Here is a 20732-nt window from a genome sequence, read left to right as displayed (position 1 = left end):
CCAGGTCCCGCAGCCCATCCCGGCCGAATGCCCGTCTCGGCGCATCGGCCTGGATACGTCACCGCCCCCGCAGGAACAACGCATCCAGCTCCTTCATCGACAGCTGGCGCCAGGTCGGACGGCCATGGTTGCACTGGTCGGACCGGTCGGTGGTTTCCATCTGGCGCAGCAGGGCGTTCATCTCGTCCAGCGTCAACCGGCGATTGGCACGCACCGCGCCGTGGCAGGCCATGGTGCCCAGGATCTCGTTGCGGGCGCGCTGCACCACCGTGCTGGCGTCGTGCGCCGCCAGTTCGGCCAGCACGCTGCGCGCCAGCTCGACCGGGTTGCCGTGGGCCAGCGTGGTGGGCACGGCCCGCACCGCCAGCGTGCGCGGCGAGAAGGGCGAGATCGCCAGGCCCAGCATCTCCAGCGTGCCTTCCTGCGACTCAGCCGTCGCCACCTCCTCGGGGGTGGCGGCGAAGGTCGCTGGGATCAGCAGCGGCTGGCTGGCGATGCGCGCCCCGCCATCCACCTGGGCCTTGAGCCGCTCATAGACGATGCGTTCGTGGGCGGCATGCATGTCCACCACGATCAGGCCCTGGGCGTTCTCGGCCAGGATGTAGACGCCGTGGATCTGCGCCACGGCGCGGCCCAGCGGCCAGGTGGGGGTGTCGGCGACGGAGGTGGCGGGGGCTGTGGCCGTGGCCGTTGCGGCCGCGAGGGGAGGGGCGGGCATCGCCCAGTTCATCGCCTGCGGCCGGGCCACCGGGTCGGCTCCCTGCGTGTCCCGTGGCTCGGAGGACTGCGTGGCGGCCAGGAGCGCGGCAGGTTCGGTGGCCGTCGATGGCGAGCCCCACAGCGCCTGCAGGTCGGACACCTTGTGGCCGGGTCTTTCATCAAATTTGATAGCACTCTGCACTGATGGATAAAGCGCTGAAGGCCGATTTGTTGCTTGAAAACGGCTGGCCACTGCAGCCGGGGCGCTGTCAGTGCCCGATGGCTCCGCACCGCCGTCGCCGCCCGCACCCCCAGCGGCAGCGGCAGCCGCAGCCGCCTGTGCCAAGGCCTGCGCGCGCGGCGCGGCCAGGGCGTTCTCCACCGCGTGGCGCACGGCCTGATGCACCTCGCGGCTGTCCCGGAAGCGCACCTCGATCTTGGTCGGGTGCACGTTCACGTCCACCCGCAGCGGATCGATCTCCACGTAGAGCGCATAGACGGGCTGCTTGTGGCCATGCAGCACGTCTTCGTACGCGCTGCGCGCCGCATGGGTCAGCACCTTGTCGCGCACGAAGCGGCCGTTGACGTAGCAGAACTGCTGGTCGGCGCGCGAGCGGGCGGCATCGGGCAGGCCTGCGCGGCCGGTGACGGTGACGGCGCCCGAGCGGTGCCGCACGGCCACCGATTCGGCGAGGAAGTCCTCGCCCAGCACATCGGCCAGGCGGCGGCCCAGTGCCTGCTGCAGCGCATCCGCGTCGCGGGGGCCGTCGCCCGCTGCCAGCGTGGCGCGCCATTGCTCGACCAGCTTGCCCTCATGCCAGATGGCGAAGCCCACGTCGGGCCGGGCCAGCGCATGGCGACGCACGGCCTCCACGCAGTGGGCCAGCTCGGTGGCGTCGGTCTTCAAGAACTTGCGCCGGGCAGGCGTCGAAAAGAAGAGTTCCTTCACTTCCACCGTGGTGCCGGTGCTGCGCGCCGCGGGCCGCAGCTCGCCGCTGCGCGCGTCCAGCAGGAAGGCGCTGGCCTGGTGCGCCGGGCGCGACAGCAGCGCCATTTCAGACACCGAGGCGATGGCAGCCAGCGCCTCGCCGCGAAAGCCCATGGTGGCGACCGATTCGAGGTCGTGCAGGTTGGTGATCTTGCTGGTGGCGTGCCTGCGCAGCGCGACGGGCAGCTCGTCGTGCGGAATGCCGGCGCCGTCGTCTTCCACGGCGATCAGCCGCACACCGCCGGCCAGCAGGCGCACGGTGATCTGCGTGGCGCCGGCGTCGAGCGCGTTGTCCACCAGTTCGCGCACGGCGGAGGCAGGGCGTTCGACCACTTCGCCCGCGGCGATCTGGCTGATCAGCTCGTCGGGCAGGTCGCGGATGGGGCGGCGGGGTGGGGAAAGGGGGGCGTTCACCCGGCCGATTTTAGGTGGCTGCCCTCGCCGGCGCCGCAGCGGGCATGGCGTGCAGCACCTGCGGCACCCCGCCCTTGCCGGCCAGCGCCGCAGCCATGCACGCGATCCCGCTGGGCGACAGCTTGGCGTCGTGCTTGGCGAGTGCCGCCAGGTTGGCCACTTCCTCGGCGCGCTGGATGCGGCCCGGTGCCACGCGCACCGCGCCGATGGACAACGTCGTGCAGTCGAAGAAGCGCTTCACGCCGTGGCGGTCTTCCGCCCAGATGCCGCCAGCGCGCTGCGCTTCGTCGTCGAACAGGGTGCGGGCCTCGGCAGCGAAGGCTGCCACCAGGTCGCGGCAGCGCTGCAGCCAGTTGCCGCTCTGGAAGAGAAGCATGAAGTCGTCGCCGCCCACATGGCCGACGAAGTCGCGCTGGGCGTCGCAATGCGCCACCGAGAGGCGCGCCAGCAGGCGGATCATCTGGTCGCCACGCCAGTAGCCGTAGTAGTCGTTGAACGGCTTGAAGTGATTCATGTCGGCGTAGCAGGCGACGAACTCGGTGCCGCTGTCCAGCAGCCGCTGCATGTGCAGGCTGATCGGGATGTTGCCCGGCAGGAAGGTGAGCGGGTTGGCGTGGCGTGCGGCCTCGATGCGCGCCTCCGTCACGCCCCGCACCAGCTGGTCGCCGGTGCCCAGCCCGATGTAGCGGCCGTTGTCGGTCACGATGAAGCCGTCGTTCAGGTAGCGCTGGTCCTGCGAGGTGAGGATGCCCACCAGCTGGTCGACGTCGCAGTCCAGCTCGACCACGCGCGGCGCATGGTTGGCGAAGCTGCTGCAGGGCCTGCGGCCGTGCACCTCGCGAAAGAAGAGCGTGGCGTAGTGGTTCATGAACTGCTGGCGGTTGATCAGCGCCACCGGGCGCGTGCCCTCCAGCACGGCCACCGCATGCAGTTCGGCATGGGTCTTGAAGAGCTGCGCCACCGCGTCGTTGTGGGTGTCGGGCTCCACCGTGGGGGCCTGCAGCACCAACAGGTTGCGCAAGATGCCCGGGCGCGCGTGCTGCCCCTGGTGCGGCAGCACGGCCACCCGCCGGTCCAGCAGCGTCTCCCGTGCGACGGGCTCGATGGACTCGAACGGCAACCGTGCCGGACGCCCGAGCAGGTAGCCCTGGCCGTAGGGAATGTCCAGGTCGCGCAGCGCGCGCAGCTCTTCGCGCGTCTCGATGCCCTCGGCCACCAGGGTGGTGCCGAACACTTCCGCAATGCCCTTGATGGCCTGCAGCATCTGCAGCTTTTCAGGATGCTCGGCGATGTCGCGGATGAAGTACTTGTCGATCTTCACGAAGTCCGGCTTCACCTCGGACCAGAGCCGCAGGCTCGAATGTCCGTCGCCGAAGTCGTCCAGCGCCAGGCGGGCGCCGCTGGCATGCACCTCGCGCACTGCCGCGCGCAGCGAAGCCATGTCCGAGACACGCTCATGCTCGGTGATCTCCAGCACCACCATGCGCGCGGACACGCCCAGCTCGCCCACGGTGCGGCCCAGCAGGCCCGCGCCGCACATCGCCACGCCCGACACCAGCGCATCGGCGCTGATGTTCACGAACACCCTGCCGCCCCGTCCCTCGCGGCCCCACTGCCAGAGCGCGATCACCACGCACAGCAGCTCGAAGTCCTGCAGGATGTGCTCCTGCCGGGCCATCTCCAGCAGGGCATCGGGCCGGTGCAGCGCAGTGCCTTCGGGCCCGCGGATCAGCGCCTCGTGCGCGTAGATCGAGCCCTCGGACAGATCGGCCAGCGGCTGGAACACGCAGTACAGGCCGCCGCCGCGCATCAGCCGGGCGAGCGGCCCCATCCCCTGCCGCGCCTGCGGCGACAGCAGGTCGAGAACGGAGGCGGGCGGAGGGGGCGGGGGCAGCAGCGACGCGGGCAGGGCTGCGGGTGCCGGCGCCTGAAGCGGCACGGGCACAGTCGCGGTGGCGAGTGAGGACACCATGATGACCAGATGAAACGATGGGCCACGTTAGAGTCTGGCAGTGACAGCCGCATGACACCACCGCCGCCGGCGGTGTGGCGTCCCGTGGTGCGGAAACGGCGGCGGGCGATGGCAACGGATGGCCGTGCCATGGGCGCCACGGCGTCCACGCCGCGCCGCGGCACGCGGAAAAAAAGGCACGACGGATGGCTCCGCCGCGCCTTGGGTCAGGTGTGCCGCGCCGCTGGGCGCCCTACAGGGGGCCAGCGGCGATGGGCTCCGATCAGAACCGGTGGCGGATGCCCACGCCGGCGCTGTTGCCGCTGCGCTGGTTGGTGATCTTGTCGTTCATCACCACGGCATAGACGTCGGTGCGCTTGGACAGGAAGTAGTCGTAGCCGATCGAGAACGTCTTGCGGTTCACGTCGGGCGAGGACCAGTCGGTCTTGACCCATTCGGCCAGCAGCTTGCCGTTGCCGATGGGGGCGGATGCGCCCACCTGCAGGGTCTTGCCCTTGGTGTCGGCGGTGTCGCTGATCTTCTTCTCGCCGTAGCTCAGGAAGGGCTTGACCATGCCGAAGTCGTAGGCGCCCAGCAGCATCCAGTACTTCTGGTTGTTGGCCAGCAGGGTGTTGGTGGGGTTGGCGATGTCGGTGTTTTCGTAGAAGCCAGTCAGGGTCAGCGGGCCGCCGAAGTAGAAGAAGTTGGCGCCGAAGTTGTTCTTGCCGCCCTGGCCCGGTTGCTCGCCGAACTGGTACTGCACGTTGGCCGACAGGCCGCCGAACTTGGGCGTGCTGTAGACCACCTGGTTCGACCAGCCCGTGTCGGACGGGGTCATCGCGCGCCAGCCGCTGCCGTTGAAGAGCGGCACGTCCTTGTGCAGCACCAGCGGCGAGAAGGTGAACGAATCACCGAAGGGGTTGCCCACCACCGACGGCAGGAAGTTGGGTGCCATCCAGCGGCCCAGCAGCACGGAGCCGAAGTTGCCCGACAGGCTGACGTTCGCATCGCGCGAGAAGAACGGGTCGTTGGCGAACCGGCCTTGCGTGCCGGTGTCCACCTTGATGAACGAAGTCAGCTGGAAGCTGGCCTTCAGGCCGCCGCCCAGGTCTTCCGTGCCCTTGAAGCCGATCCACGAGGTGGTCAGGCCGCCACTGTCCACCACCGAGCGGCGATTGGCGTCGCCTGCCATCTTGATCGAGCCGACGAACGCGTCGGTCAGGCCGGAGATCTCGACGGTGCTCTGCGCGTGGGCAGCCGTGCCGCACAGCAAAGCGGCTCCGAGGGCGGTCAGGGTTTTTTTCATGGTGTTTCCTGCAGGTGGATGAAAGGGGAATCGGTGGAGGCGAAAAACGAATGCCAGGCGGATGCGCGTCGGCGTCGCGACGCAAACGGTTGGAATATGCGGCAAACGTATCCAGCTGCAAAGCCGAAGCAAGGAGCGTGCCGCCGGGCTGCGCGCTTGCGTGGGACGCGGTGGCGGCTGCCTGAACGGGCGCGCCGGGCGCCGCAACGCCCCAGACGCACGACGCGGCCCCCCGCTTTCCCCTTTGACCTGGCTCAAAACGCGCCCGTAGCGGCGCCGGCACAGTGCGGGCATGTTCTCGCATGCCTCCTTCGCCCCCTTCGCCGAACCCGAGCTGATCGCCGCCGGAGAAGTGTTGCGCCAGCGCCACCAACGGCCCGCCCACGTGCTCCACCTGGACAGTGGCCGCGTGCTGCTGGGCGTGCGCGAGGACGGGCAGATGCGCCACCAGCTCGGCGTCGTCCAGGGCCCGTTCTGGCTGGACGCGGCTGCTGCGCTGCTGGGCCAGCCCTGCGCGGTGGACATGGTTGCCGACACCCGCATCTACCTGCGCCGCATGCCGATCGAGGCGTTCCAGCGCGGCGTGCAGGCGCTCTCGCCCGGCGTGCAGGGGCTGGTGCGCAGCCTGGCCAGCGGCTACTGCCGCCAGACCGAGCTGGCCGTGAGCCGGCTGGCGCAGGACGCCGAGGCGCGCTGCGCGCAGTGGCTGCTGGAGCACGCCCAGCCTGAAGGCGGAGACGGCTTGGCCGGCGCTGGCGACGCCGGCCTGCTGCGCGTCACCCTGCAGCAGCGCAAGCGACTGATTGCAGCGCAGCTGGGTATCGCGCCCGAAACCTTCTCGCGCGTGCTGCGGCAGTTGCGCGAACAGGGCCTGGTCGCCGGCACCGGCAGCGTGCTCCACCTGCCCCGGCCGCAGGCGCTGCGGGCCGTCGCCGAAGTCTGAACTGGGGGCGCGGCGCTCGGGCCACATGCCCTGCGGCGGCCGGTCCGGGGCAGGGTTTTCCTGCCCGCCATTGAGGGTTGCCCCGAACCCGGCGCGCGCGGGGCGCTGCGTATATTGGGGCACGACCACCCCGTTTTGCCCGCCTTCCATGTCCCGCGCCCCATTGCCGCTGCTCATCCAAGGTGCCTCCTGCGCGGAGGCGGCATGACACCGCCAGCGGCTGCATCCCCGGCGCTGACCGGGCTGGGACCCGACTCCTCGAACCCCTTCCTCGACTCCGTTGCGGATTCCGCCGCCGCCGACGAGCCCGCCGGCTGGCTGCTGCCCGGCGCGCTCGTCGTCAAGCTGGTGGCGGTGGCGCTGCTGGCCGTGCTGCTGGCCGGCAGCACCGCCGCCTGGCTGGTGTCGTATGCCTCCACGCAGGCGGCGATGCGCCGGCTGGTGAGCCAGCAGAACGACGAGGTGGAGGTGGTGGCCCGCCTGCTGGCCAGCAAGATCGAGCAGAGCCAGCGGGTGCTCTCCACCGTGGCCGACGGCATCGCCCCCGGCGTGCTGGAGAACGCCCAGTCGGTGGAATGGCTGGTGCAGCAGGGACTGCCGGCGGTGCGGTTCTTCGACGCCATGCAGGTGGCGCGCAAGGACGGGCAGCTCAGCGTCAACCTGCAGTCCGGCAAGCTGCAGCAGCCTGCGGCGCTGGACCCGGCCGAGCGCGACTACCTGCTGCGCACCATCGTGGAGGGCAAGCCCCTCGTCTCGGACCTGATCGGCACGGCCGCGGGCGATGCCCGCGTGATGCTCACCATGCCGCTGCGCCAGGGCGATGGCCCGGTCAGCGGTGCGGTGGCCGGCGTCCTGCGGCTGCAGTCGCAGGGGCTGCTGCCGCAGTCCATGGCCATGCCGGCGCGCGAAGAATCCCGGCTGATCGTCTTCACGCGCGAGGGCGTGATCCTGTCGCATCCGCAGCGCGAACGCGTGCTGGGCCACGTGCGTGACGAGCCGGGCCTGGCCGCCGTCTACGCCCGCTGGCAGCAGCAGGAGCAGGCCCTCAAGGGCCAGGGCTTCACCGACCGCGTGGCGGGCCATGTGGTCAGCATGGCCGGCGTGCCGCTGCCGCAGTGGATGGTCGCCCGGGTGAGCGACGCGCAGGCGCTGATGGCGCCGGCCGAGGGCGCGCAGCGCGCGGCCTGGTGGATGGCTGGCGGCGGCGTGCTGGCGGTTGCCGGGCTGGCGGCGCTGGCGATGCTGTGGATCGCCCGGCCGCTGGCGCAACTGGGCGCCCGCGCCCGGCGCATGCTGCGCGCGCAGGCAGGCGAGGCCGGCGCGGGCGACGGCTGGCCGCGTTCGCGTGGCGAGGTGGATGCGCTGGTGAGCGTCTGCACGCAGATGGCGTCGCAGCGCGCGCGGGAACAGCGCCAGGCCCACATCACGGCAGCGCGGCTGGGCACGCTGCTGGCGCATGCGCCGGTCGGCATCGTCATCACGCAGGGTGAGGTGCTGGAGGTGGCGGGCGTGCAGGCGGCGCGCATGCTGGGCTATTCGCCGGCCGAGCTGCAGGGCCTGCCGGCGCGGGCCATGCACGCCAGCCAGGGCGACTACGACCAGTGGCGCAAGCGCGTGCGGCAGGCCTTCGCGGCGCACGGCAGCTTCGACGGCGACGTACGCTTTCGCCGCAAGGAGGGCAGCTCCGTCTGGGCGCGCGTGCTGGCGTATCGCGCCGGCTCGGCCACGCCGGGGCCGGCGTCCGCCGGCACCGTGTGGCTGCTGGAGGACATCACCGCCGAGCGAGGCTCGCGCCAACTGCGCGGCTGGGCGGCCGGGCACGATCCGCTCACGCGGCTGCTGAACCGGGGCGCCTTCATGGAGCGGCTGGCCGAGCTGATGAGCGTGCGCGCCCAGGGCGGGCCCACGGCGCCCGCGCCACTGCCGGGCGCCGAGGCCGACGCGCTGGCGGTGCTGTTCATGGACCTGGACCACTTCACCGTCATCAATGACGTCGCCGGGCACGATGCCGGCGACGAGGTGCTGCGCCATGTCGCCCGGCTCATCGAAGAGCAGGTGCGCCACGTGGGCTGGGCGGCGCGGCTGGGCGGCGACGAATTCGCGGTGGTGTTGCCGGCCTGCTCGCCCTCGCGCGGCAACGAGATCGCCGAGCTCATCCGCCTGGCCATCGCCGCGTGGGAGCCTTCCTTCGGTGGCCGCAGCTTCCTCGTCAGCACCAGCGTGGGCCTGGTGGTGCTGGAAGACAGCGTCACCGGCGAGGAACACGTCAACCACCTGCTGCGTGCGGCCGACATGGCGTGCTATGAAGCCAAGCGCCGGGGCCGCAACCAGGTGCACACGATGCGGCTGCGGCCGTGATGGCTGCAGCTCCGCCGCTCGTGACGACCGGCCGCTGACCCACGCGCTCGGCGGTATGGTCCCCTGCAGCGCGGTGCTTCAGCCGCCCGGCCGGCGGCGCCTCAGTGGGGCACGACGCGCAGCACGCGGCCCGGCGCGCTGTCGGTGAGCAGGTAGAGCGCGCCCTCCGGCCCGGTGCGCACATCGCGCATTCGCTCCCCCAACTCCCGGAACAAGGTCTCCTGCGCGCCCGGCGCGCCGCCCTGCAGCGGCACGCGGCGCACCGATCGTTCCTTCAGCGCCGCCACGAAGAGGCTGCCGCGCCAGGCGGGGAACAGGGCTCCGTCGTAGTAGCTCATGCCGGCCGGCGCGATGGACGGTGTCCACTCCGCCAGCGGCGGCTGCACGCCCGGCAGCGTGCGGTAGGGCGTGATGCGCGCGCCGGTGTAGTCCACGCCGCTGGTGGTCATCGGCCAGCCGTAGTTGCCGCCGGGCACGATGCGGTTGAGTTCGTCGCCACCCTTGGAGCCGTGCTCGTGCTGGTAGAGCGTATTCAGTGCCGGCACCCAGGCCAGGCCCTGCGGGTTGCGGTGACCCAGGCTGTAGATTTCGGGCAGCACGCCGGCCCGGCCGACGAACGGGTTGTCGGCCGGCACGCTGCCGTCGCGCGTCACGCGCACGGTCTTGCCCACGTGCGAATCCATGCGCTGCGCATCGGTGCGCTCGACATTGCCGTCGCCCAGCGTGACCACCAGCGTGCCGTCGCCCAGCAGCGCCATGCGGGCGCCGAAATGCTGGTCGTGCGGCTTGGCGGGCTGCGAAGTGAAGAGCGTCCGCAGGTCCTGCAGGCGGTTGCCGTCCAGGCGCCCGCGCACCACGCGCAGGTGGTTGGCCTGGGGCGTGCCGTGCGCGAACGACAGGTAGATCCAGCCGTTGCGGGCGAAGTCCGGGTCGACCAGCACGTCGAAGAGCCCCGCCTGTCCGGCGACCAGCACGGGCGGCAGTCCCTCCACGGGCTGCGGCTGCAACAGGAGCCGGCCGTCCGCATCGCGTGCGATCACCCGCAGGCGCCCGGCCCGCTCGGTCACCAGCAGCCGGCCGTCGGGCAGGAAGGCGGCGGCCCACGGAAATTCCAGCCCGCTCGCGACCGCCTCGACCCGGTAGCCGGCGGCCTGGGCCGGCACCGGCGGCCAGCCCGCGACGAGGGCCAGCGCCGCAGTGCCGACCCAGCGCCAGGCAGTGCCCCTTCGCGGTCCGGGGTGTTGGTGGCTGCGGCGCGCGAGGGGCATCATGGCGGAAGTATCGACCAGCTCCCCGTCTCCCCGCCATGCCCCTTGTTGCCGCCGGTTTTCCTCCCGCACCCGTCGCCTGGCCACGGCGGCTCGCGGCGTTCGGCCTGGCCCTGCTGTTCGCCACTGTGTGGGGCACGCTGGTGCAGACGCAGTTCAATCTGGCGGCCGTGACCGGGCTGGGCGTGGAGCTTCCATTGGCCACGCGTGCACTCACCACGGCGCAGGATCTGGCGGGCTTCGGCCCGGTCTATGCCGGCATCGTGCTGGCCGGCTGGCTGCCCGCATTCGCGGTGGCCGCCTGGCTGTCGGCGCGAAGGCCGGCCTGGCGCACCGCGCTGTACGCGCTGGCCGCCACGGCCGGGCTCGTCGCCGCCGTCCGGATGGTCGATGCCGTGGCGCCCATGCCGGTGCTGATCTATGCCACACGCACGTGGGTGGGGCTGGGGTGCATGGCCATCGGCAGCGGACTGGGCGGGGCGCTGTTCGCGGCGTGGAGCCGGCAACGGCGCTAGGGGTGGGCGGGGCGGGCTTCGCTGGGCCGGGCAGCAGGCCGCCGGGGCGGCTGGCGCTCCAGCGCCGCAGCCGCCCTCACAGCGCAGGGTGAAGGGCGCGGGCAGGCCGACCGGAGCGGAGCGGTTCCCGTCACCGCCCCAGCCCGAAGCGTCATCCCAGCCGGCCCAATGCACGCAGCACGTTCTCTGCCGTGGCAGGGGCCTGCAGCTGCACCGGCGCGTCGCCGCCGCGCGCTGCTGCCACGGCATTGCGCAGGGCCTCGTACACGCTGATGGCCAGCATGAAGGGCGGCTCGCCCACGGCCTTGCTGCCGCCCACGTTGTCTTCGCGGTTGGCCTCGTGCCACAGGTCCACCTTGAAGCGGGCGGGAACGTCGCCGGTGGCCGGTATCTTGTACGTGCTGGGCGCGTGGGTGGACAGCACGCCCTTGTCGTTCCACACCAGCTGCTCGGTGGTGAGCCAGCCCATGCCCTGCACGAAGCCGCCCTCGATCTGGCCGATGTCGATGGCCGGGTTGATGCTGCGGCCCACGTCGTGGAGGATATCCACCGCCAGCACGCGCGATTCGCCGGTCAGCGTGTCGATGGCGACCTCGGTGCAGGCCGCGCCGTAGGCGAAGTAGTAGAAGGGCCGGCCGGTCAGCGTGGCCTTGTCGTAGTGGATCTTCGGCGTGCGGTAGAAGCCATCGCTCCAGAGCTGGATGCGGTTGGCGTAGGCCGCCTTGACCACCTCGTCCCAGTCGCGCTCCTGGGTGGGCGAGATGACGCGCCCGCCCGCGAAGCGGATGGAGCCCGCGCCGCAGCCGTCCAGCCCGCAGACGAACGCGGCCAGGTTGTCGCGCACGTGCCGCGCGGCGAACTGCGCGGCGCGGCCGTTCAGGTCGGTGCCGCTGGAGGCGGCCGTGGCGCTGGCGTTGGGCACCTTGGCCGTGTCGCTGGCGGTGACCAGCACCCGCGCCATCGGCACGCCTAGCTCGTCGGCCACGATCTGCGCCACCTTGGTGTGCAGGCCCTGGCCCATCTCGGTGCCGCCGTGGTTCACCTGCACGCTGCCGTCGGTATAGACGTGCACCAGCGCCCCGGCCTGGTTGAACAGCGTGGCAGTGAAGCTGATGCCGAACTTGACCGGCGTGAGGGCCAGGCCCCGTTTCAGCACGGGGCTGTCCGCATTCCATGCCGAAATGGCCGCCTGCCTTTGCCGGTATTGCGCCGTCTGCTCCAGTTCTGGTAGCAGGTCGTGCAGGATGTTGTCCTCCACCGGCATCTGGTAGTGGGTGACGTTGCGATCGGTGGTGCCGTAGAGGTTGGCCAGGCGCACGTCCAGCGCGTCGCGGCCCAGGGCACGGGCGATGTCGCCCAGGATGGCCTCGATGACGATCACGCCCTGCGGCCCGCCGAAGCCCCGGAAGGCCGTGTGGCTCTGCGTGTTCGTCTTGCAGCGGTACGAGGCGATCTCCACGTCTTCGAGGAAGTAGGCGTTGTCCGCGTGGAACACGGCGCGGTCGGCCACCGGCCCCGAGAGGTCGGCCGAGAAGCCGCAGTTGGCGGCCATCTGCAGCTTCAGGCCGGTGATGCGCCCATCGTCGCCATAGCCCACGTCGTATTCGTAGGCGAAGGGGTGGCGCTTGCCGGTGACCATGAAGTCGTCTTCGCGGTCCAGCCGCAGCTTGACCGGCCGGCCCAGCTTGTGCGCGGCCACCGCCGCCCACACGGCCAGGTGGCCGGCCTGCGTCTCCTTGCCGCCGAAGCCGCCGCCCATGCGCCGGCATTCGACCCGCACGGCATGGTTGTCCAGGCCCAGCGCGTGAGCCACCCAGTGCTGCACCTCGCCTGGGTGCTGGGTGCTGGAATGGATGGACCACTGCCGCTGCTCCAGCGGCACGGCATAGGCGATCTGGCCTTCCAGGTAGAAATGTTCCTGCCCGCCGACCTCGAAGGCGCCCTGCAGGCGATGCGGGGCGCGGGCCAGCGCGGCGGGCGCGTCGCCGCGCCGCACGAAGACGGGCGGCAGCACATAGCTTGCCTGCGCCAGCGCGTCCTGCACCGTCAGCACGGCGGGCAGGGGCGTGATGTCGAGCGTGACCAGGCGGGCCGCGCGGCGCGCCTGCATCACCGATTCGGCCACCACCAGGCCCACCACCTGGCCCACGTGCTGCACGGTATCGATGGCGAAGACGGGTTCGTCGTGCGCGAAGGCGGCCAGCAGCTTGTCGCCCGGCACATCGGCGGCCAGCACCACGCCGCGCACGCCGGGCAGCGACAGGGCCGCGTCGGTGCGCACCGCGTTCAGGCGGCCGTGCGCCACCGGCGACAGGATGGGCGCGGCGTAGAGCGTGCCCTTCAGCTCGGGCAGGTCGTCGATGTAATGCGCCAGGCCGGCGACCTGGGCGCGCGCGCTTTCGTGCGGGTGCGAGCGGCCCATGGCGTTTTCCTGCGCTGGTGCGCTGGCCGGAACCGGGGGCTGGGCGGCCATCGGGCCGGCAGCGCCTTGTGCGTCGGCGCGCGCGGCGACGGGGTCGTCGCCCGCGTCGCGGCTCAGGGGGGTGGCGTGGGGTTTCATGCTGCCACCTCCGGGGTGCGGGCGGGCGCGGACGCTGCCAGCAGGCCGGGGCGCTGCGCGTGCAGTTGCTCCAGCGATATCGGGTGCGCGCTGTCCTTCGCGCCTTCCGGGCTTTCGCGCCAGAAGCGCTCCATCAACGCGCCCAGCACCGTGCGGCGGTATTCGCCGCTGGCCCGCATGTCGGAGATGGGGCTGAATTCGGCCTGCAGCACGCCAGCCGCCTGCTGCAGGGTGGCGGCCGTCCACGGCTGGCCCACCAGGGCGGCTTCGGTCTGGCGCGCCCGTGCCGGCGTGGCCGCCACACCGCCCGCGCCGATGCGGGCCGCGGTCACGCGGCCGTCTGCCACCTGCAGATGCAGCACCAGGCAGACCGCGGAGATGTCGTCGTCGAAGCGTTTGGACACCTTGTAGGCCGCCAGCCGCGCACCGGCCTCAGGCAGCGGCACGTCGATGCGCACGAGCAATTCGTCGGCGGCCATCAAGTTCTGGCGGTAGCCGGTGTAGAGGTCTTCCAGCGCCAGCGTGCGTTCGCCCTGCACGCTGGCCAGCACCACCTGGGCGCCCAGCGCGATCAGCAGCGGCATCGAGTCGCCGATGGGCGAGCCGTTGGCGACGTTGCCGCCCAGCGTGCCGGAATTGCGCACCGGCAGCCCGGCGAAGCGCGTGGCGAAGCCGTGCAGCTGCGGCCAGTGGGTGCAGAGCGCCTTGAAGGCATCGGCCAGCGAGGCCGCCGCGCCGATGCGCAGCATGCCGCCTGCCTCGTCGATGCGGCGCAGCGGCGCGGCCCGGGTCACGTCCAGTACCTGCGCGAACTGGCGATGCTGCTTGGTGACCCAGAGGCCGACGTCCGTGGTGCCGGCCACGACCTGCGCGCCGGGGCAGGCGGCCCGGGCGGCCAGCAGTTCTTCGAGCGTCGTCGGGGCGATGTAGGTCGAATGGGCTTCCGGCGCCGATCCCTCCAGGGCCAGCTGCTCCAGTTTTTGTAGCAAAAGCGGGGCATCGACCTGCACGCCGGGCAGCGACTGCATCTGCTCGGCCGCATCCAGGATGGGCCGGTAGCCGGTGCAGCGGCACAGGTTGCCGGACAGCTCCTCGGCCGCCAGCGCGCGGGTGATCGTGCGTCCTTCGCACACATGGTTCTGGTACATGCCGAAGAGGCTCATCACGAAGCCGGGGGTGCAGAACCCGCACTGCGAGCCGTGGCACTGCACCAGTGCCTCCTGGGCCGGGTGCAGGGTGCCGGCGGCGGGGTCGGCGGCCGGCGTGCTGGCGCCACCGGTCGGCGCGGCCGGCTGGATCAGCGGGTCGGCCGTCAGGTCTTCGACCGTCCACAGCGCCATGCCGTCGATGGAGTGCGCCAGCCGGATGCAGCTGTTGATGGCCTGGTAGTGCACCCGGCCGTCGCGCGCCTCGCCCAGCACCACCGTGCAGGCGCCGCAGTCGCCTTCGCCGCAGCCTTCCTTGGTGCCGGTGGCGCCCAGGTCTTCGCGCAGCACCTCCAGCAGCGTGCGGTCGGGCGGCACGCCGTGCAGCACCTGGGGCTGGCCGCGGCGGATGAAGCGGATGGGGCGGGTGGGTAGGGGGGTCATGCGGGGTGGGCGCCTGGTTGTGTCGTGATGGCCATGGGTTGCGCGGGCCGGGTTCTTCGTGATTGTGGCCTGCGGCGGGCAAAAGAAAAGCACGGCGCGTGCCGGCCGTCCCGGTCGCCGCGGCCGGCGGGGTGCGAGGTGCGGACAGGTGCGGTGTACAGTCGCTGCCACCCACTTTCGACACGCCGTGACGGCCCGCCGCCGGCGCGCGCCACGCGCAGGCCCCGCCATGCTGCGGCAAACGACGCCGGGCGGCATACGCGCCGCCGTATGACAGGAATGCATCTGCCGGTATGCGAGACCAAGCCCTCTTCGACAAGATCGACCTTCATCTCATCAGGGTGTTGCATACCGTGCTAACCGAACGCAGCGTTTCCCGGGCGGCCGTCAGGCTGGGCATGCACCAGCCGGCGGTGTCGGCCGCGCTGCGCCGCCTGCGCGGGCTGGCGGGCGATCCGCTGCTGGTGCGCTCGGGCACCGGCATGCAGCCCACCGACGCGGCGCTGCGCATGGTGGCGCCGGCCGGGGCCATCCTGCGTTCCGCCGAGGCGCTCTTTTCCGACGCGCGCGGCTTCGATGCCCGCACCGCCACCCGCACCTTCCGCATCGCCGCCAGCGACTACCTCGACCCGCTCTTCCTGCCGCGCCTGGTGGCCCACATCAAGGCCGAAGCGCCGCTTTGCCCGGTCGAGGTGCTGCCCCTGTCGGCCGACGCGCACTACCACGCGCACCTGGAGCAGGGCGAGGTGGACGTGGTCATCGGCAACTGGCCCCAGCCGCCCGAAGACCTGCACATGGCGCGCCTCTTCGGCGACGAGGTGGTCTGCCTGGTGGCTGCCGGGCACCCGGCCGTGCGGCGCGGCTGGACGGCCGAGGAATGGCTGGCCGCCGAGCACATCGCGCCCACGCCGACCCACCCGGGCGCGCGCGGCGTGATCGACGCCCACCTCGACGCCCAAGGGCTCAGCCGGCGCATCGCCGCCCGCTGCGCGCATTTCAGCCTGATCCCGGACATGGTGGCATCCAGCTTGCTTGTGCTGACCACCGGCCGGCAGTTCTGCGAGCGGTTCACCGAGCGCCTGCCGCTGGCCGTGCTGCCGCCGCCGATCGCCTTTCCCCGCCTGATGTACTACCAGCTCTGGCATGCCCGTTCGCACCATTCGGCGGCGGCGCTGTGGCTGCGCGAAAGCGTCAAGGCGGTGGCTGCATCGCTACGAAAAACATAGCTGGCCGTGCCCGTTCCGCCAGCGCGGAATGCGGGTTCGGCCGCACGGATCCCCGCAGAACTTAAGCCACAATCGCCCCCATGAATCCTTCTGCTTCCACCCCCGCCACGGCCGCTGGCGCCGCCGGTGCGGCCGGCGCCGCGCCGCCGCGCCTGCAGCTCGCGGGCATCACCAAGCGCTACCCGGCAGTGGTGGCCAACAGCGGCGTGTCGCTCACCGTGCAGCCGGGCGAGGTGCATGCGGTGCTGGGCGAGAACGGCGCCGGCAAATCGACGCTGATGAAGATCATCTACGGCGCCGTGAAGCCCGACGAAGGCGCCATCCATTTCAACGGCCAGCCGGTGCACATCCGCAACCCGCAGGAAGCGCGGGCCCTGGGCATCGCCATGGTGTTCCAGCACTTCAGCCTGTTCGACACGCTGACCGTGGCCGAGAACGTGTGGCTGGGGCTGGACAAGCACCTGACGCTGGCCGAAGTCACTCAGCGCATCACCGCCACCGCGGCCGAATACGGCCTGGACATCGACCCCCAGCGCCCCGTGCACACGCTGAGCGTGGGCGAGATGCAGCGGGTGGAGATCATCCGCGCGCTGCTCACCCAGCCGCAGCTGCTAATCCTGGACGAGCCGACCTCGGTGCTGACGCCCCAGGCGGTCGAGAAGCTCTTCGTGGTGCTGCGCAAGCTGGCCAGCGAGGGCTGCAGCATCCTCTACATCAGCCACAAGCTGCATGAGATCCGCGCCCTGTGCACCGCCTGCACGGTGCTGCGCGGCGGCAAGGTGACGGGCGTGTGCAACCCGGCCGAGGAATCGAACGCTTCGCTCTCGCGCCTGATGATCGGCGCCGAGCCGCCGGCGCTCACCCACCGCCCGGCGAAGCGGGGCGACACGGTGCTGCGCGTGCAGTCCCTCTCCCTGCCGCGCACCGACGCCTTCGGCGTGGACCTGGTCGGCCTCGACTTCAAAGTGCGGGCGGGCGAGGTGGTGGGCATCGCCGGGGTGTCCGGCAACGGCCAGAAGGAACTGCTCTACGCGCTGTCCGGGGAAGACCAGCGCGCCCAGCCGGCCATGGTGCAGGTGGCGGGCCGGCCCGCCGGCCGGCTGAACCCGCGCCAGCGCCGCGCCCTGGGCCTGCACTTCGTGCCCGAGGAACGCCTGGGCCGGGGCGCCGTGCCCACCATGGGCCTGGCGCACAACCTGCTGCTGACGCGCGGCAACTGCGTGGGCGCCGGGGGCTGGCTGCGCACCGGCGCGCTGGCCGACCATGCCCGCGCCATCATCGAGCGCTTCCATGTCAAGGCGGGCGGGCCGCAGGCGGCCGCCAAGTCGCTGTCGGGCGGCAACCTGCAGAAGTTCATCGTCGGCCGCGAGATCGACGCGAACCCCAAGCTGCTGATCGTCTCGCAGCCCACCTGGGGCGTGGACGTGGGCGCTGCCGCGCAGATCCGCGGCGAGATATTGGCGCTGCGCGATGCGGGCTGCGCCGTGCTGGTGCTGAGCGAAGAACTGGACGAGCTGTTCGAGATCTGCGACCGCCTGCTGGTCGTAGCCAAGGGCCACCTGTCGCCGTCCATCGACCGGCAGGACGCCACGGTCGAGCGCATCGGCGAATGGATGAGCGGGCTGTGGGAACAGCCGCGCACATCGGCGGTGGTGGCGAAGGAGCTGGCCCATGCTTAAGCTCGAACCCCGTCCGCAGGCGTCGCGCTGGTGGACCTACGGCTCGCCGCTGCTGGCGCTGGTCGTCACGGTGCTGATCGGCGTGGCACTCTTCGCCGCGCTGGGCAAGGACCCGGTGCGCGGCCTGCAGATCTTCTTCTGGGAGCCCATCAAGTCGCCGTATGCCATCGGCGAACTGATGGTCAAGGCCACGCCGCTCTTGCTCATCGCGCTGGGGCTGGCCGTGTGCTTCCGCTCCAACGTCTGGAACATCGGCGCCGAAGGGCAGTTCGTCATCGGCGCGGTGGCGGCAGGCGGCATCGCCCTGATGGCCGACAAGACCACCGGCCCGTGGATCGTCCTGGCCATCCTCTTGGCCGGCGTGCTGGGCGGCATGTTCTGGGCCGGCATCACGGCGCTGTTGCGCGACCGGTTCAACGCCAACGAGATCCTGGTCAGCCTGATGCTGGTCTACGTCGCCACGCTGCTGCTGGGCTACCTGGTCTACGGCCCGTGGAAGGACCCGATGGGCTACAACTTCCCGCAGACCAAGACCTTCGAGCGCGTGACGCAGATCCCCCGTCTGATGCAGGGCTCGCGGCTGAGCATCGGGCTGCCGATCGCGCTGGCGGCGGCGGCGGCGCTCTGGGTGTTCCTGTTCCGCACCCGCGCCGGCTTCGCGCTGCAGGTCGGGGGGCTCGCGCCCGCGGCAGCACGCTACGCGGGCTTCTCGTCGCGGCGGGCGCTCTGGACGGCGCTGCTGATCTCCGGCGGCGCTGCCGGCCTGGCGGGCGCCCTGGAAGTGGCCGGCCCGATCGGCCAGCTCACGCCCTACGTGCCGGCCGGCTACGGTTTTGCCGCCATCATCGTCGCCTTCGTCGGGCGGCTGCATCCGGTCGGCATGGTGTTCTCGGCCATCCTGATGAGCATGTTCTACATCGGCGGAGAGCTGGCGCAGTCACGCCTGGGGCTGCCCAAGTCGCTCACCGGCGTCTTCCAGGGCCTGCTTCTATTCACGCTGCTGGCCTGCGACACGCTCATCGCCTACCGCGTCCGCTGGGTCGGCGCATCCCCCCAACCAGGAGCCCGCTGATGGAGTCCTACGCATTGCTGCTGGGCTCCACGCTCAGCGCCGGCACCGTGCTGGCCATCGCCGCGCTCGGCCTGCTGATCAACGAGAAGGCCGGCATCGTCAACCTGGGGGCCGAGGGCATGATGCTCTGCGCCGCCATCGCCGGCTTCGCCACCGTGGTGCACACCGGCAACACCTGGCTGGGCTTTGCGGCCGGCATGGCGGTGGGGGCCTTGCTGGCGGCCGTGTTCGGCGTGCTGGTGATCTGGCTGAACACCAACCAGTACGCCACCGGCCTGGCGCTCAGCCTGTTCGGCGTGGGTTTCTCGGCTTTCGCCGGCATCAGCTACGTGCAGGCCAAGCTGCCCGAGCTGCCGCGCTACGCCATTCCCGTGCTGGGCGACATTCCGCTCGCCGGGCCGGCGCTCTTTCGCCAGCACCCCCTGGTCTACCTGACGATGCTGCTGGTGGCGGCGCTGGTGTGGTTCCTCTACCGCTCGCGCGCCGGACTGGTGCTGCGCTCGGTGGGCGAATCGCCCGAATCGGCCCATGCGCTGGGCTATCCAGTGCGGCGTATCCGCCTGCTGGCGGTGATGGCGGGCGGCGCGCTCTGCGGGCTGGCGGGGGCCTACATCTCCACGGTCTACACGCCGCTCTGGGTGGAAGGCATGGTGGCAGGCCGCGGCTGGATCGCGCTGGCGCTCACCACTTTCGCCACCTGGCGGCCGGCACGGGTATTGCTGGGTGCCTATCTGTTCGGCGGCGTGACGATGCTGCAGTTCCACCTGCAGGCATCCGGCGTGCAGGTGGCCAGCCAGTTGCTCAGCATGCTGCCGTATGTGGCCACCATCGTGGTGCTGGCGCTGATCTCGCGCAACCCGGCCTGGATCCGCGCCAACATGCCGGCCTCGCTGGGCAAGCCGTTCTATGCCGGCTCATAATCCGCCGCCCCGTTTCGCCGTTTTTTGTTTCGTTTCGATTGAGATCTTCCCAGAAAGACAAGCCATGACCCAACTGACCAAACGATCCTTCCTGCAGGCCGCGACCCTGTCCGCCGTGGCTGCCGCCGCCCTGGTGGGCTGCGGCAAGAAGGAGGAGCCCGCTGCCGCGGCCCCCGCCGCCGCGCCCGCCGCCGCTGCCGCGCCCGCTGCGGCCAACACGCCGCTGAAGATCGCATTCGCCTACGTCGGCCCGGTCGGCGACGGCGGCTGGTCGTTCGCCCACGACAACGGCCGCAAGGCGCTCGAAAAGGAATTCGGCGACAAGGTCGTCACCAGCTTCGTGGAAAGCGTGCCCGAGTCCGCCGACGCCGAACGCGTGCTGCGCGACATGGCCGGCCAGGGCAACAAGCTGATCTTCGGCACCACGTTCGGCTACATGGAATCGATCCAGAAGATCGCCCCCGACTTCGCCGACGTGAAGTTCGAGCACGCCACCGGCTACAAGACCGCGGCCAACGTGCGCACCTACGACAGCCGCACCTATGAAGGCGCCTACATGGCCGGCGTGATCGCTGGCGCCATGACCAAGACCAACACGCTGGGCGTGGTGGGTTCGGTGCCGATCCCCGAGGTGATCCGCAACATCAACAGCTTCACGCTGGGCGCGCAGTCGGTCAACCCGAACATCAAGACCAAGGTCGTGTGGGTGAACGAATGGTTCAGCCCACCGAAGGAAACCGAAGCCGCCACCTCGCTGATCAACGGCGGCGCCGACGTGCTGTTCCAGAACACCGATTCGCCCGCCGTGCTGAAGACCGCGCAGGAAAAGGGCAAGCGCGCCTTCGGCTGGGACAGCGACATGACCGCCTACGGCCCCAAGGCCCACCTGGCATCGGCCATCATCAACTGGGGCCCGTACTACATCAAGGCCACCCGCGACGTGCTGGACGGCAAGTGGACCACCGGCCAGAGCTGGTGGGGCGTGAAGGAAGGCGCGATCGATCTCGTCTCCATCGCCGACGACGTGCCTGCCGACACCAAGGCCAAGGTCGAAGCCGTGAAGAACGGCCTGAAGGACGGCAGCTTCGTGATCTGGAAGGGCCCCATCGTCGGCCAGGACGGCAAGGAAGTGCTGGCCAAGGACGCCGTGGCGGACGACAAGTTCCTGGGCGGCCTGAACTTCTACGTCAAGGGCGTGGAAGGCAACGTGCCTGGCGGCGACAAGAAGTGAGGCGGTCTCCATC

At 70.9% G+C, this 20732-nt stretch carries 14 protein-coding genes; 8 read left to right on the top strand and 6 right to left on the bottom strand.

Translation table 11 applies throughout. The features are described 5' to 3' along the window. Positions 1–58: 58 nt before the first annotated feature. From mutL to ASF94_RS10865, 3 genes are all read right to left on the bottom strand, one after another. On the bottom strand, positions 59–2101 hold the full coding sequence (gene mutL / locus ASF94_RS10875) for a DNA mismatch repair endonuclease MutL (RefSeq protein WP_200933061.1): 2043 nt from the start codon (positions 2099–2101) through the stop codon (positions 59–61). 10 nt (positions 2102–2111) lie between these two features. Beyond that, complete coding sequence (locus tag ASF94_RS10870) at positions 2112–3932, bottom strand: phosphodiesterase (RefSeq protein WP_156382537.1); 1821 nt, start codon at positions 3930–3932, stop codon at positions 2112–2114. A gap of 403 nt (positions 3933–4335) precedes the next feature. Next, positions 4336–5358, bottom strand: coding sequence for a porin (locus ASF94_RS10865; protein WP_056665777.1), 1023 nt, complete (start codon positions 5356–5358; stop codon positions 4336–4338). Between the two features lie 292 nt (positions 5359–5650). On the opposite strand from ASF94_RS10865, the gene ASF94_RS10860 reads away from it, so the two are divergent. Beyond that, on the top strand, positions 5651–6301 hold the full coding sequence (locus tag ASF94_RS10860; protein ID WP_056665774.1) for a Crp/Fnr family transcriptional regulator: 651 nt from the start codon (positions 5651–5653) through the stop codon (positions 6299–6301). Positions 6302–6505: 204 nt separating this feature from the next. Then, a complete protein-coding gene (locus ASF94_RS10855; RefSeq protein ID WP_082493179.1) occupies positions 6506–8659 on the top strand; it encodes a diguanylate cyclase domain-containing protein in 2154 nt (717 codons plus the stop codon). Between the two features lie 101 nt (positions 8660–8760). Here ASF94_RS10855 and ASF94_RS10850 read toward each other — a convergent pair whose 3' ends face one another. Next, entirely contained in the window at positions 8761–9930 is a 1170-nt protein-coding gene (locus ASF94_RS10850) for a PQQ-dependent sugar dehydrogenase (RefSeq protein WP_235505335.1), read from the bottom strand. Positions 9931–9965: 35 nt separating this feature from the next. On the opposite strand from ASF94_RS10850, the gene ASF94_RS10845 reads away from it, so the two are divergent. After that, on the top strand, positions 9966–10442 hold the full coding sequence (locus ASF94_RS10845; RefSeq protein WP_056665771.1) for a hypothetical protein: 477 nt from the start codon (positions 9966–9968) through the stop codon (positions 10440–10442). Between the two features lie 151 nt (positions 10443–10593). Here the strand turns inward: ASF94_RS10845 and xdhB are convergent, their stop codons facing one another. Together xdhB and xdhA are read right to left on the bottom strand one after the other, a co-directional pair. Next, on the bottom strand, positions 10594–13002 hold the full coding sequence (xdhB, locus tag ASF94_RS10840; protein ID WP_056665769.1) for a xanthine dehydrogenase molybdopterin binding subunit: 2409 nt from the start codon (positions 13000–13002) through the stop codon (positions 10594–10596). Further along, entirely contained in the window at positions 12999–14591 is a 1593-nt protein-coding gene (xdhA, locus tag ASF94_RS10835; RefSeq protein ID WP_056665766.1) for a xanthine dehydrogenase small subunit, read from the bottom strand. The genes xdhB and xdhA overlap by 4 nt, the downstream gene beginning before the upstream one ends. A 293-nt stretch (positions 14592–14884) precedes the next feature. On the opposite strand from xdhA, the gene ASF94_RS10830 reads away from it, so the two are divergent. The 5 genes from ASF94_RS10830 (at position 14885) to ASF94_RS10810 (ending at position 20719) form a co-directional block, all read left to right on the top strand. Then, positions 14885–15817, top strand: a complete 933-nt coding sequence (locus ASF94_RS10830) for a LysR family transcriptional regulator (RefSeq protein WP_056665762.1) — start codon at positions 14885–14887, stop codon at positions 15815–15817. Between the two features lie 80 nt (positions 15818–15897). Continuing rightward, positions 15898–17496: an ABC transporter ATP-binding protein gene (locus ASF94_RS10825; protein WP_056665759.1), complete on the top strand. Its 1599-nt coding sequence runs from the start codon at positions 15898–15900 to the stop codon at positions 17494–17496. Continuing rightward, positions 17489–18568 carry an ABC transporter permease gene (locus tag ASF94_RS10820; RefSeq protein ID WP_056665756.1) on the top strand — a complete coding sequence of 360 codons (1080 nt, stop codon included), beginning with the start codon at positions 17489–17491 and terminating at the stop codon, positions 18566–18568. Before ASF94_RS10825 ends, ASF94_RS10820 begins: the two co-directional genes overlap by 8 nt. Then, positions 18568–19488 carry an ABC transporter permease gene (locus ASF94_RS10815; RefSeq protein WP_056665754.1) on the top strand — a complete coding sequence of 307 codons (921 nt, stop codon included), beginning with the start codon at positions 18568–18570 and terminating at the stop codon, positions 19486–19488. The genes ASF94_RS10820 and ASF94_RS10815 overlap by 1 nt, the downstream gene beginning before the upstream one ends. 64 nt (positions 19489–19552) lie before the next feature. Continuing rightward, positions 19553–20719 (top strand): BMP family ABC transporter substrate-binding protein, encoded by a 1167-nt coding sequence (locus ASF94_RS10810; RefSeq protein ID WP_056665751.1) that lies wholly within the window; start codon positions 19553–19555, stop codon positions 20717–20719. Positions 20720–20732: the final 13 nt, after the last annotated feature.

The organism is Acidovorax sp. Leaf160 (assembly GCF_001424265.1).
GTDB lineage: Bacteria > Pseudomonadota > Gammaproteobacteria > Burkholderiales > Burkholderiaceae_C > Paracidovorax.
This window is presented reverse-complemented; position numbering and strand designations above follow the sequence as displayed.